The organism is Cyanobium sp. BA20m-14, from assembly GCF_024346295.1.
In genome coordinates this window covers 1-12,595 of record NZ_JAGQCR010000076.1, presented here as the reverse complement: position 1 = coordinate 12,595, position 12,595 = coordinate 1, and the positions used below count along the sequence as shown (strand labels likewise).

Annotated in this window: 11 protein-coding genes and 2 pseudogenes; 4 read left to right on the top strand and 9 right to left on the bottom strand. The window is 65.6% G+C overall.

What is annotated here, in order from left to right; translation table 11 throughout:
- The 3 genes and pseudogenes from KBZ07_RS08860 to KBZ07_RS08850 all read right to left on the bottom strand — a co-directional run.
- A pseudogene (locus KBZ07_RS08860) lies at window positions 1-487 on the bottom strand (N-acetylmuramoyl-L-alanine amidase); the annotation flags it as partial.
- A complete protein-coding gene (locus tag KBZ07_RS08855) occupies window positions 484-2,217 on the bottom strand; it encodes a M61 family metallopeptidase (protein ID WP_254931266.1) in 1,734 nt (577 codons plus the stop codon). The pseudogene KBZ07_RS08860 and the gene KBZ07_RS08855, both read right to left, overlap by 4 nt.
- 25 nt (window positions 2,218-2,242) lie before the next feature.
- Window positions 2,243-2,587, bottom strand: coding sequence for a DUF1257 domain-containing protein (locus tag KBZ07_RS08850; RefSeq protein WP_254931265.1), 345 nt, complete (start codon window positions 2,585-2,587; stop codon window positions 2,243-2,245).
- Window positions 2,588-2,671: 84 nt separating this feature from the next.
- Between KBZ07_RS08850 and purN the strand changes: the two genes are divergently transcribed.
- Entirely contained in the window at window positions 2,672-3,241 is a 570-nt protein-coding gene (gene purN / locus KBZ07_RS08845; protein ID WP_254931264.1) for a phosphoribosylglycinamide formyltransferase, read from the top strand.
- On the opposite strand, the gene argC is transcribed toward purN, so the two are convergent.
- Window positions 3,232-4,296 carry an N-acetyl-gamma-glutamyl-phosphate reductase gene (argC, locus tag KBZ07_RS08840; RefSeq protein WP_254931263.1) on the bottom strand — a complete coding sequence of 355 codons (1,065 nt, stop codon included), beginning with the start codon at window positions 4,294-4,296 and terminating at the stop codon, window positions 3,232-3,234. The genes purN and argC overlap by 10 nt on opposite strands.
- Window positions 4,297-4,382: 86 nt before the next feature.
- Between argC and ribBA the strand changes: the two genes are divergently transcribed.
- Window positions 4,383-6,065: a bifunctional 3,4-dihydroxy-2-butanone-4-phosphate synthase/GTP cyclohydrolase II gene (gene ribBA / locus KBZ07_RS08835; RefSeq protein WP_261355683.1), complete on the top strand. Its 1,683-nt coding sequence runs from the start codon at window positions 4,383-4,385 to the stop codon at window positions 6,063-6,065.
- Between the two features lie 54 nt (window positions 6,066-6,119).
- Here ribBA and KBZ07_RS08830 read toward each other — a convergent pair whose 3' ends face one another.
- A complete protein-coding gene (locus KBZ07_RS08830) occupies window positions 6,120-6,560 on the bottom strand; it encodes a peptidylprolyl isomerase (RefSeq protein WP_254931262.1) in 441 nt (146 codons plus the stop codon).
- 93 nt (window positions 6,561-6,653) lie between these two features.
- On the opposite strand from KBZ07_RS08830, the gene mtnP reads away from it, so the two are divergent.
- Window positions 6,654-7,592 carry an S-methyl-5'-thioadenosine phosphorylase gene (mtnP, locus tag KBZ07_RS08825; protein WP_254931261.1) on the top strand — a complete coding sequence of 313 codons (939 nt, stop codon included), beginning with the start codon at window positions 6,654-6,656 and terminating at the stop codon, window positions 7,590-7,592.
- Here the strand turns inward: mtnP and murQ are convergent.
- Genes murQ through dnaK form a run of 4 tightly spaced genes read right to left on the bottom strand, consistent with a single transcriptional unit; the run spans window position 7,571 to window position 11,979 of the window.
- Window positions 7,571-8,500: an N-acetylmuramic acid 6-phosphate etherase gene (gene murQ, locus KBZ07_RS08820; RefSeq protein WP_254931260.1), complete on the bottom strand. Its 930-nt coding sequence runs from the start codon at window positions 8,498-8,500 to the stop codon at window positions 7,571-7,573. The genes mtnP and murQ overlap by 22 nt on opposite strands.
- An 8-nt stretch (window positions 8,501-8,508) precedes the next feature.
- Window positions 8,509-8,892 (bottom strand): DUF3110 domain-containing protein, encoded by a 384-nt coding sequence (locus KBZ07_RS08815; protein WP_254931267.1) that lies wholly within the window; start codon window positions 8,890-8,892, stop codon window positions 8,509-8,511.
- A 34-nt stretch (window positions 8,893-8,926) separates the two neighbouring features.
- Window positions 8,927-9,892, bottom strand: coding sequence for a DnaJ domain-containing protein (locus tag KBZ07_RS08810; RefSeq protein WP_254931259.1), 966 nt, complete (start codon window positions 9,890-9,892; stop codon window positions 8,927-8,929).
- The gene (dnaK, locus tag KBZ07_RS08805) at window positions 9,889-11,979 is read right to left on the bottom strand and encodes a molecular chaperone DnaK (RefSeq protein ID WP_254931258.1); all 2,091 of its coding nucleotides are present in this window, start codon (window positions 11,977-11,979) and stop codon (window positions 9,889-9,891) included. The genes KBZ07_RS08810 and dnaK overlap by 4 nt, the downstream gene beginning before the upstream one ends.
- Before the next feature lie 200 nt (window positions 11,980-12,179).
- Between dnaK and KBZ07_RS08800 the strand changes: the two are divergent.
- Window positions 12,180-12,595 (top strand): annotated as a pseudogene (locus tag KBZ07_RS08800) (phosphate ABC transporter permease subunit PstC); the annotation flags it as partial.

Here is a 12,595-nt window from a genome sequence, read left to right as displayed (position 1 = left end):
GGTAGCTCACCTGGTCCTCATCACGGGGTTGGGGGGTAGTGAAGGTGTTAATGGCCGATCCGATCCCGTAGACCGTCTCGTGCAAAACGACCAACTGGGGGGTGGGATCAACCGGGTTGCCGTAGGCATCAAGGCTGAACCGTTCGCCGTAATTGGTCGGGTGAATTCGCACCTGTACCGGCGAGGTCTCCACCTGGCCCACCAGCTGTTGCAGCTTCTTGCCATGTCCGGGATCCGTGATCGCGCAGCTGGAGCGCAGGGGGGACTGCCAGCTGGGATGGGGCGGGGGCCCTGGGGCCCTCCTGCGTCCTGGCTCAGGGGAGGCGGGGGGTTGGCGCATCTCCTCCAGCAGTTCAAGCAGGCTGGGATTGCCGCTGCGCTCCCCCGTCTGGGGAGTCATGTCACGGGCGAGCCAGCCCAGGCCGCCTAGTAACACCAAGCCAGCTGCTGAAACGCAAACCAACAGGGGCCTGGGCACGGATCTCACGGCGCTTCCAGGGTCAACCAACGAAGACGTTGCTGCGCCATGGTCTCAGTCCCATCAGGGTCTAGCAAGAGGCTCCAAGCCACCGGGGCGGGTGGATCCGGGGTGAGGGTGGTCGTGCGCACAAGTCCATCGCGACTGAACAGCAGTTGACGGGCCCGCGGAGGTTCCCCAGCTCTCACCATCGCCAGGGCATCCTCTGGGGTTCGCAGCCTGATCCCATCGAGTGCCAACCATTCATCCCCAACAGTCAGGCCAGCCCGGGCGGCCGGCCCATCCCGTTGCACCCCCCCCGCGCAGGGAGCACCTGTTCCTGACTCCAGCCGGCAGCCGAGCTCCTGACTGGCGCCCAGCGTGACCTTCAGGGCCAGGCCCACATCGGCCAGGTAGGTGGCCAGGGGCGGGTCCCCATCGCCGGCCAACCAGGTGGGTAGCAGTTCGGCCAGATCGGGAGCATTGCGGGCAAATGCTGCGATCAGGTCGGCCTCCCGGTATCCCCGACCCACAGCACCGTGGCTGCTCCAGAGCTCCCGCAGCAGCTGGGGCAGGCAGCTGCCGGTGCGGCGCAGGTGCAGATCGAGAACCAGCGCCAGTACTGCCCCCTTGAGGTAGTAACTGATCTGACTGTTGGCGGAAAAGGCATCGGGTCGATAGAGCTTGACCCAGGCCTCCTCACTGCTGGCACGCAGGCTCTGGATGCGGCGGCCCGGGCTCAGCAGATAGCGGCTCAGGTCTGCGCCCAGATCCTCGATGACCTCCGCTTCGGTACAGCAACCGGCACTGAGCGGCAGCAGCTGGTCGACATAGCTGGTGATGCCTTCGGCAAACCAGAGACTGGGCACCACCACGGCCTGGTCGTAGCGGTAGGGAGTGAGTTCGGCGGGCCTCAGCCGGCGCACGTTCCACTGGTGCAGGTATTCATGGGCGGCCAACTGCAACAACTTGCGGCGCCCCCCAGGCCGGGCTAAGGCGCGGCGACCGAACTGCAGCACCGTGCTCAGGTCATGTTCCAGGCCGCCATAGCCAGCGTCGCTGAGATGGAGCACAAACAGGTAGTGGGCGGCGGCAGGGCGCTCCACGCCCATCAGACGGCAGCAGGCCAGGCAGACCGATTCGAGATGTTTGAGCCAGTGTGGATCGCTCTCAACCAGTTCGCAGCCCTCCAGCACCGGGCCCCAGCTCACCCAGCGGTGGGGCACACCGGCAACACTGAAGTAGTGGCAGCGGTGCGGCCCCACCTCGATCGGCGTATCCACCAGCTGGTCGAAGTTCTGCGCTAGCCAGCCGCCGCCCGGATCCTCGGCCAGGGGCACGAAGGCATGCCAACTCGGCGCCAGATTGAGCTGGAGCCGATGACAGGACCAGCGCTCCCCCTCCAGCTCCAGGGCCACGGCCGCAAGTGCCAGGAAGCCATGCTCGCCGTTGAGGTGGCAGGTACGCACCGTCAACTCTGCCGCCAGGAGCGTATAGCTGATCTCGATGGGCTCGAGGCTGGACAATTCCAGCTGCCAGCTACTGGGCGTGAGCCTCCTGATCGGCATGATGGCCCCTCCCTCCCCGCCCTGCCTAACTTCAAGCCCCTCCAGCTGGCGTACGTAGTCGCGGATCAGGTAGGAGCCTGGCGTCCAGCTGGGCAGGGAGAAAACCAGCCTGCCCTGTCGTGGCCGATGGCTGATCCGGACCCGCACCAGGTGCTGGTTGCAGGCGGTGAGATCGAGATTCAGCTCAGGCACGGCAGGGCTCCAGGTGGGGCGGGGCTCAGGTGCTCATGCTCACTTGAGTCCCGGCGCAGAGGGTGGAGGCTTGCCGCAGGGCCATCTCAGCTGCGTAGCGGCGGGTGATGCGGCCCAGCAGCTGCTGCAACTCCTGGGCGCGGCTGAGCCGCTGCAGGTCGGCCACCAGGGCGAGGGAACCATCGCCCTGGCGTATCCAGCCCAGTCTCTCCCCGCCAGCCAGGCACACCTGCAACAGCACCTGTTGGGCTTCACCTGCAAATCCCGGAACCGTTCCACCCCACTGGGGCGAGAGCTTCAGGGCCTCCAGGCTGGCGGCAAGTCCCTCGGCATCGCGCAGCACGGTTGGCAGGATGGTGAGGTGGGACAAGGCTCAATGACCGCTTACTTAGAACCTAGCGATCATGGACAGGCAGTCCAGTGGCCGTTGCCACCGGATGGGGTTCTTGCCTCGATGCCCCTGCGGCTGGGGGTAATGGCCTCCGGCGCCGGGAGCAATTTCGAGGCGTTGGTTGATTGTTTCCGTCACGGCAGCCTTTGCGGTGAGGTGGCGCTGCTGGTTGTGAATAATCGCGATTGCGGTGCCCAGAGGCGGGCCGAACGGCTGGGCATTCCTTGGGAACTGCACGACCACCGGCTCCAGCCAAACCGTGAACAACTCGATCAGGCTCTGGTGCAGGCCTTCAGGACCGCCTCTGTGGATCTGGTGGTGATGGCTGGCTGGATGCGGGTTGTCACCCCGATCCTTATTGGCGCCTTCCCCAACCGGCTGATCAACATTCACCCCTCCCTGTTGCCGAGCTTTCGCGGCCTCGATGCGGTGGGCCAGGCCCTAGCGGCGGGAGTCACCCTGGCTGGCTGCACGGCCCACCTGGTCAGCGAGGAGGTGGATGCGGGCCGCATCCTCGTGCAGGCGGCCGTGCCCGTTCTCAGTGGCGATGACCACGCCAGCCTCAGTCGACGCATCCAGGTGCAGGAGCACCGGATCCTGCCCCTGGCGGTAGCCCTCGCCGCTCAGGGGTAAAAGGGCAGCAGCGGTAGCCCGGTGGTGGCTTCCAGGCCTGCCATCAGGTTGAGACACTGCACCCCCTGGCCCGCCTGGCCCTTGATCAGGTTGTCGATGGCGACCATCACGATCAGCTGGTCGGTGCGGGGATCGAGCTGGACAGAGAGCAGGGCCCTGTTGGTCTGACGCACCCACTTGGTGGAGGGATAGGTGCCAACGGGCAACACCTCAACGCAGGGGGCCTGGCGATAGGCCGAGGCCAGCAGGGTGCCGCAGTCTTCGGCGGTCAGCCCCGGGTCGCGCAGGCGGCAATAGATCGTGGCCAGCAGTCCCCGCACCATCGGCATCAGGTGGGGGGTGAATTGCAGCTGGATCTCATGGCCCGCAACCCGGGTAGCCAGCTGCTCGATTTCGCTGGTGTGGCGATGGCCCACCACGCCATAGGGCGAAACCGCTTCGGAACATTCGGCTAGCAGCAGGTGCTCCTTGGCGGCCCGACCACCACCGGAGGTACCGGTTTTGGCGTCGATCACGATGCCCCTGGTGTCGATCAGACCCTGCTTGAGAAAGGGCAATAGACCCAGCAGGGAGGCGGTGGGGAAGCAGCCCGGAGCGGCAACCAAGCGGGCGCTATGAATCTGCTCCGGCTGCCATTCCGGCAGGCCATAGACGGCCTCAGCACAGAGGTGGGCATCTGCGCGGGAGAGCTGGCCCGCCTCCCCTGAATACACCTCCTGCCACTGGGCCAGGGAGCTGTAGCGATAGTCGGCAGAGAGATCCACCACCCGCACCCCCCGCTCCAGCAGGGGAGGCACCAACTGGGCTGCCAACCCATTCGGCAAGCTGAGCACGGCGAAATCAGCCTGCTCTGCGATGGCCGCTGGATCCGGGGTCTGAACCACCGGGTCCCCTGCCAGGGGCAGAAACGGCACAAGTTCACTCCAGCGTTTACCGCTGCTGCGCTCGCCACCTAAAAAACTGACCTCGAGCCCCGGGTGTTCGTGCAGTAACCGCAGGGTCTGCAGACCGCCGTAGCCACTGGCACCGATCACCGCTACGCGCTTGCTGGCCATGGGGGATAGGTGGGCGAATCGTTCCAGGATTTATAAAGGATGATTGCGCCAGGGCCCCGGGCCCCACCGGCACGCCCTTGACCCTCCTGCGCGACCAGCCCGTTTCGCCCCAATCCACCGGTCCCCTGGGCGATGGGATCCGCTTCGATTCAATTGCCGATGCCCTAGCGGCGATCCGCAACGGGGATTCGGTAGTGGTGGTGGACGATGAAAATCGGGAAAACGAGGGGGATCTGATCTGCGCAGCCCAGTTCGCCACCCCCGAGCAGATCAACTTCATGGCCACCGAGGCCCGGGGCCTGATCTGTCTGGCCATGGAGGGCGAGCGGCTCGACGCCCTGGATCTGCCCTTGATGGTGTATCGCAACACCGACAGCAACCAGACTGCCTTCACCGTGAGCGTGGATGCGGGTCCGGAGAACGGCGTTAGCACCGGAATTTCCGCCGACGATCGCGCCCGCACCATCCAGGTGGCGATCCACCCCCACACCCGAGCCAGGGACCTGCGCCGCCCGGGCCACATCTTTCCCCTGCGGGCCAAGCAGGGTGGCGTGCTCAAGCGCGCCGGTCACACCGAAGCCGCCATTGATCTGGCGCGCCTGGCGGGGCTATACCCGGCCGGGGTGATCTGTGAGATCCAGAACAGCGATGGCTCCATGGCCCGACTGCCCCAGCTGGCGGCCTACGCCCAGCGGCATGGATTGCGTCTCATAAGTATCGCCGACCTGATCGGCTACCGGCTCGATACCGAACGCTTCGTGCGCCGCCAGGCGGAGGCGGACCTGCCCAGCGACTTCGGCAGCTTCCGAGCCATCGGCTATCGCAACGAGCTCGATGGCAGCGAACATGTGGCGATCGTCAAAGGCCATCCAGCCCAGGCCCAGGGCCCGGTGTTGGTGAGGGTCCATTCGGAGTGCCTTACCGGTGACGCCTTCGGCTCCCTGCGCTGTGACTGCCGCCCCCAACTCGAAGCCGCCCTGCGCATGATTGAGGAGGCAGGTGAGGGCGTGGTGGTCTACCTCCGCCAGGAAGGGCGCGGCATTGGTCTGATCAACAAGCTGAAGGCCTATTCGCTTCAGGATGTCGGCCTGGACACCGTGGAGGCCAATGAGCGGTTGGGGTTTGCCGCTGACCTCCGCAACTACGGAGTTGGGGCCCAGATCCTCAGTGATCTGGGTGTGCAGCGCCTGCGCCTGATCACCAACAACCCGCGCAAGATCGCCGGCCTTGGTGGCTATGGACTGCGGGTGGAAGATCGGGTGCCGCTGGTGATCGACCCCGGCAACTACAACGCCGCCTACCTGCAAACCAAGCGGATCAAGCTGGGACATCTGCTCGGGGAGGGGCCCTCTTGTCCCATCGCTGGGCCCACGGCCGTTTTGGCCTGGCATGGAATCGCAGCGGCAGCGCTACCCCCAACGGCTGAGTCTTTACTTGAGCAAATCGACCAACTTGACCAATGGGCGACCCAGCTGGGCCTGCAGGTGAAGCTGGAGGAGCATCCCCGGCTGCTGGCCCTGCTTGACCAGCCCCAGCTGGCCGTTGTGATCAGCGGTCTCGATCAAGCGAATACGGGAGTTGGCGCCGTTGCCGCAGCCCTGCAGCTGATGGGCGGCTGGCCCCTGACACGTCAGCTCAGTTTGTTGCTGGCCCCCGATAGCCAGCGCAGCAACCACCCCAGTGCCGATCTTGAACCGGAACGGCGCCCCCTGGCCGAGTTGGGCTCCGGGCTGAGGGTTCAGCCTGGAGCCTTCCTGGTCTGGGCCTGAGCCTGCCTGATTTGGACCTGATTCTTCCGGTATGGCGCGGGGCGGCTGCAGGCCTCATTCCTGGATCGTCAGCTTGTTGATACGGCTGCCAGTTTTGAGAGCCAGCACCACATCCATGTTGCCTGTGAGGCCAAACACGGTGTGGACACCGTCAAGGTGGGGCTGGGCTCCGTGGCAGATATAAAACTGGGAGCCGCCGGTGTTTTTGCCGGCATGGGCCATGGCCAGGGTGCCCGCCTGGTGCTTCTGGCCATTTATCTCGCAGTCGATCTGGTAGCCCGGGCCGCCGGTGCCGGCGGTGCCGCGGGCGCCCTCACGACTATTTGGGCAGCCCCCCTGGGCCATGAAACCGGGAATCACCCGATGGAAGGCCAGGCCGTCGTAGAAGCCCTCTTTGGCGAGCTTGGTGAAGTTGGCCACGGTTTTTGGCGCATCAACCTCGAAGAGCTCGAGTTCGATGCTGCCGGCATCCGTTTCCATCAGGGCTTTGGTCACAACAAATGGGGGGAAACAGCGACTTTATGGGGTCGCCGGAAGCGGTTGCCCCCACCCCCATGTTGAGAATGGAAGCTGATGGGCGCATTGCCGATGACCGACTTGCCGAAGACCAGCTCCAGCCCCGTCCCCCGCGCCGGCATCGATCTCAGCCGTGCCCGCATGGGAATCCTGGGGGGCAGCGGTCTGTACGGCATGGACGGCCTTGAGAACGTCCAGGAGTTGCGGATCGAGACCCCCTACGGCGACCCCTCGGCTGCCCTGCTGCTGGGGCGTATCGGCGAGCTGGAGGTGGTTTTCCTGGCCCGCCATGGTCGCCACCACAGCCTCAGCCCCACTGAGGTGCCCTATCGGGCCAACATCTGGGCCCTGCGTTCCCTCGGGGTGCGCTGGATTCTCTCCCTCTCGGCGGTGGGTTCACTGCAGGGGCAAATCCGCCCCCTGGACATGCTGGTGCCGGACCAATTCATTGACCGCACCCAGCAGCGGCCCACGACCCTGTTCGGGGATGGGCTGGTGGCCCACGTGGGATTCGGGGATCCCTTCTGCCCGGCCCTGGCTCGCCTGCTGGCCGACGTGGGCGAGAGCCTGATGCCAAAGGGCCACCAACTTCATCGAGGTGGCACCTACCTCTGCATGGAAGGGCCCGCCTTCTCCACCCGGGCCGAATCGGAGCTTTACCGCTCCTGGGGATGTGCGGTGATTGGCATGACTAACCACACCGAGGCTCGCCTGGCCCGGGAGGCCGAAATCGCCTATGCCACCTTGGCGATGGTCACCGACTACGACTGCTGGCACCAGGACCATGCCTCGGTGACGATGGAGATGGTGATCGAGAATCTGGGCACCAATGCCGCATTGGCCCAGCAGATCGTGAGGGTGGCGGCCGAGCGTGTGGCTGCCCAGCGGCCTACCAGCAGCGCCCATCACGCGCTGCGCAATGCCCTGATCACCCCGCCAGACCAGGTGCCCGCTGCCAGCCGCCGCAAGTTTGATCTGTTCACTGCGCCCTACTGGGGACCCTTCAACTGAGCAGCGCAGGCCGCCAGAGCCTGCCTCAGGCTGGGGCCATGCCGTTCCAGCTGGGTGGCGGCCCCATCCAGGTCCAACCCCGATGCGGCCATCAGCAAGGCCAATTTCACCGAACCCTGGCTCTTTTGCAACAGGGCCACCGCGTCCTCCCGGCTGACACCGGCCAGGTCGCGCAGGATGCGTAGGGCCCGATCCTCCAGTTTGATGTTGCTGACGGCCACATCCACCATCCGGTTGCCGTACACCTTGCCCAGCCGCACCATCACGCCGGTGGAGAGCAAGTTGAGGGCCATCTTGGTGGCGGTGCCGGCCTTGAGGCGGGTAGATCCGGCCAGCAACTCCGGCCCCGTGAGCAGGCGGATATCGATCTCACAGGGCATTGGCACCTGCTCTGCCGGCACGCAGGCCATGGCTATCGCCAGGGCCCCGATCGCCTGGGCGTGGGCCAGCCCGCCCAACACGTAGGGAGTGGTGCCACCTGCCGCAATCCCTACTAGGCAGTCGCCGGCGCCGAAGCCCCGCTGCTCCAGATCATGGCGACCGGCTTCGGCCAGGTCTTCCAGGCCCTCCGAGCTGCGCAGCAGGGCAGCTGCCCCACCTGCAAGAACCCCCTGAACGAGCTCAGGTGGGCTGCAGAAGGTGGGCGGACACTCCGCCGCATCAAGCACCCCAAGTCGGCCTGAGGTGCCTGCGCCGAGATAGAAGAGGCGACCACCCTGGGCCAGCCGGCTGGCGATGGCATCCACTGCCCGGGTGAGGGCTGGGGCCGCCTCTGCCACGGCCCTCTGGGGCTCCAGGTCGTTGGCACAGAAGAGGGCTACCAGCTCGGCGGTGGAGAGCTGGTCGAGCTTCTCACTGAGGGGATTGGCCTGTTCGGTGAGCAGATGGCCCCGGTCAGTTGCGGGCACAGGCAGGCTCACAGCAGCCCCTCCAGCTGACGCCGAATCGCCTCCAGGCTGCTATCAATGCCAGCCTCTGGCTGCTCCTCCTGCCACTGGGTCACATCCATGTTGCGCTCCGGTGGCGCGATCAGCAGTCGATCTTCCGGGCTCTGGGGCAGGAAGCCGGCTGGCACCAGGCGAGCTTCGTAGCCGGCCTGGCTGCAGAACAGCTCCATCTCCTCCCGGTCGAGTGGCTCGACCGTCGGCACGGGAAAATCCTGGGCCTCCAGCAGTCCCGCATAGCGCTCGGCATCGTCCCGGTCTTCAAAAAGCAGCACGACAGTGCGGCCACTGACTTCCAGGGAATGGATGCCTTCCTGGTCGCTTCCGGCATCAAATAACAGCACATGCACCGGCATGGATCGCGGCAGGGGGGCATCGCCCTTCAGTGTGTCACCGGCTGCCGCCATCGGGGTCATCGGCCAATTGTTGAAGACGTCTGTAGAGGGCCGCCTCATCGTCAGCCAGCACATCCGGCACAACGATGCGTACCTCCACCAGCTGGTCGCCCCGTTGCTCGCCCCACTCCTGGCCACGGGCCCGCAGCCGCAGCAGTCGGCCGCTGGAGGAGCCCGGTGGCACCCTTAACTTGACCGGCCCCCGCAGGGTCGGCACCACCACCTGACAGCCCAGGGCCGCCTCGGCCGGGCTGAGTTCCAGGGGGTAGAGAACCCGTAGGCCATCGATCCGCAGGCCCTCATCCGTGCGCACCCGCAGCTGGAGGAAGTGGTCACCACCTCCCGGTGTCACCCCGACAAGCCGCAGCCGCCAACCGTCGCCGGCAAAGGGGGGAGTCCAGACCTCCACCGCCGTGCCATCGGGGAGCACCAACTCCACCCGCTCGCCCTGCAGAGCCTGCTCCGGGCTGAGTTCCACCATACTTTCCTGATCACTGCTGGCCCGCACCGGGGGGGGAGGGGCGGGAGAGGAGGTCACCGAGCCGGCAGATTCGGCCTCGGCCTCGGCCTCGGTCTCGTTCTCGGCCTCGGCGTCGAATTCCCGTTCCACAGGCGGCCCTTCCTCCTGGGCCGGCCGGCGGCGCTCGCCCAACAGGGCGTCGAGGTAGTCGTCAAAGTCTGGAAATCCCGTGGCAAAGGGATCACCTGCGCCCGACTCACCCGGCGCTACCGAAGGGCCACCGGCCTCCCACGCCTGGCGGCGCCGGGGATCGGAGAGCACCGCATAGGCCTCGTTGACCCTTTTGAAGCGCTCCTCTGCGAGGGGGTCGTTGCCGTTGAGATCCGGATGCCAGCGGCGGGCCTGGGCCCGGAAGGCCGCCTTGAGGCTGGGGGCATCGGCACCGGGCTCCAGACCCAGCACTGACCAGTAGTCGGGCTGGGCGCCAGGACTATGGGTCACCGGTAGGAGCCATCCCCCCAGGGGTCCTCATCTGGCCGCAGGGGACGGTCGCGGCCGATCGGTTCAGGTTCCCTGTAGCTGGGTTCCCTGTAATTGGGTTCCCGGTAGCTGGGTTCCCCATAGCTGTTTTCCCGGTTGTAGCGGGGCGGCGCCATGGCCCAGGGGTCGCTGCCTGGACGGTTCCAGTCATCCCAGTCATCATCGGCAAACAGCTCATCCTTGAGCGAGCCCAGGGTGTTCTTGAGGCCCTGGAGGGGCCCTTGCTCGGCCTTGCGCTCACTCAACAGGCGGCGATTGAGGCCAAACAGCGCCTCCTGGAGCTGGCTGACCGCCAGTTCCAGCTCCACCAGGTCATCGGCGGCGAGCAGGTCCTGCACATCGCGCAGGGCCATCTCCACCGAGCGCTGCTGGCGCTCGGCGCCATAGGGCCCCAGCTCCAGGGAGGCATCGCGGAGCCGGCGCTCCGCCTGGGCCACCAGGGTCTGGGCTCGGTTGCGACGGTCAATCTCTGAGCGCTTGCGCCGATCTTCACCGGCCTTCAGCTCTGCCTCCTCGATCAGGGTTTTGATCTCCTCCTCGCTGAGATTGGATCCCCCCTGGATGCTCACGCTCTGCTGACGGCCCGTGGTGCGGTCAGTGGCCGACACCTGCAGCAGGCCATTGGCGTCGATGTCGAAGGACACCTGCACCTGGGGGACCCCGCGGGGAGCGGGCGGAATACCGGAGAGGCGGAAGCGCCCAAGACTTTTATTGCCCTCGGCCATCTGTCGCTCGCCCTGCAGCACATGGATCTCCACAGAGCTCTGGTTTGACTCGGAGGTGCTGAACAGGTCGCTTTTGCGTACTGGGATCGGTGTATTTCGCGGGATCAAGACCTTCATCACCCCTCCGATCGTCTCGAGACCAAGCGACAGGGGCGTGACGTCGTTGAGCATCAGGTCGCGCAGCTCACCGGTGAGGATGCCCGCCTGCACGGCAGCCCCAATCGCCACCACCTCATCGGGATTAACCGACTGGCATGGCTCCAGGGGGATGAGGGTACGCACCATTTCCTGCACCATCGGCATGCGACTGGAGCCCCCTACCAAAACCACATCGTCGATGTCATCGGCTGCCAGGCCTGAATCCCTCAGGGCCCCCTGCACGGGCCGGAGCAGGCGGTCAAGCAGATCGGGACAAAGCCCCTCAAAAACCCTGCGCTCGAGGGTCGTTTCAACGTGCAGGGGCCCATCCGGGCCCGTGGCGATGAAAGGAAGAGAAATAGGGGTACTGGGCACCCCGCTCAACTCAATCTTGGCCTTTTCCGCCGCCTCGGTGAGCCTCTGCAGGGCCTGGCGGTCGCGGCGCAGATCGACTCCGTGCTCGCTTTGGAAGCCATCTGCCAGCCAGTCGACGATGCGGCGATCCCAGTCATTCCCGCCCAGCTGGGTGTCACCGCTGGTGGCCTTGACGTCGAAGACCCCCTGGGCAATCCGCAGCACCGAAACGTCAAAGGTGCCGCCCCCCAGGTCGAAAACCAGCACGCGTTTGACCGTGCTGCGATCAAAGCCGTAGGCCAGGGCCGCAGCTGTGGGTTCGTTGAGGATTCGCTCCACACTGATCCCGGCGAGTCTCCCCGCATCGCGGGTGGCCTGACGCTGGGCGTCGTCGAAGTAGGCCGGCACGGTGATCACCGCAGCCTCCACCGGCTCGCCCAGGTAAGTGGCGGCATCATCCACAAGCTTGCGCAGGATGCTGGCCACCAGTTCTTCCGGCGCGTATTCACGCTGGGTAGCCGGGCAGACAACCCGCACGCTGCCCTGGTCGTTGGCCCGCACCGTGTAGGGCACCGTCAGGCTGCCCTCCTCCAATTCGTCCCACTGGCGGCCCACAAACCGCTTGAGGTTGGCGAAGGTGTTGCGGGGGTTGAGCACCAGCTGGCGCCGGGCCAGCTGCCCCACCAACAGTTCCTGATCGCGGCTGAAGCCCACCACCGAGGGGGTCGTGCGGCCGCCTTCAGCGCTGGCGATCACCTGGGGACGGCCACCCTCGAGAACCGCCACCACCGAATTGGTGGTGCCCAAGTCAATACCAACTATCCGTGACATGACCGGGCGCCATGGGATTTTGGGAGCGAGGAAGCCTGTCGACCCATGAAAGCGGCTGGCGCGGCCCCGCGCGATGGAGCCCCAAAACTACCGGGCGACAAGACGTTAATCACTGCTTAAACGCCCATGCGAGGGGCGCTTCGTAGATTTTGGCTGGATAGGCCGCTCCCGGGCTGACCGATGCAAAGCCATTCCCCCCCATGCTGACGGACCTCAGAGCTACGGATCCCAGCCCATCCCAGCGGGATGCCTTCACCTTGAGGCGACGGCCCCCGAGTGAAAAGCTAGTAGACGTGGGCTTTCGTCAATTGACCGTGCTTTTGGCCTCAGTGGTGGCCATTTTGCTCCTAGGCATTTTCCTGACGGTGTTCGAGGGTGCCCGCGAGGCGATCGGCCAGTTCGGAACGGGCTTCCTCACCACCTCCAGCTGGGATCCCGTCAATGAAGACTATGGAGCCTTCACAGCGATCTACGGCACCCTGGTGACCTCGATCCTCTCCCTACTGATCGCCGTGCCCCTTGGGGTGGGCACGGCCGTTTTTATAACCGAAGACCGAATGCCAACGGTTGTGCGCGATGCCATCGGCCTGATGGTTGAACTGTTGGCAGCAATCCC

Coding starts and splice junctions, on each gene's coding strand:
- mtnP (WP_254931261.1), top strand. CDS start 6,654: ATGACCGACTTGCCGAAGACCAGCTCCAGCCCCGTCCCCCGCGCCGGC.
- purN (WP_254931264.1), top strand. CDS start 2,672: ATGCCCCTGCGGCTGGGGGTAATGGCCTCCGGCGCCGGGAGCAATTTC.
- dnaK (WP_254931258.1), bottom strand. CDS start 11,979: ATGTCACGGATAGTTGGTATTGACTTGGGCACCACCAATTCGGTGGTG.
- argC (WP_254931263.1), bottom strand. CDS start 4,296: ATGGCCAGCAAGCGCGTAGCGGTGATCGGTGCCAGTGGCTACGGCGGT.
- KBZ07_RS08815 (WP_254931267.1), bottom strand. CDS start 8,892: ATGCCGGTGCATGTGCTGTTATTTGATGCCGGAAGCGACCAGGAAGGC.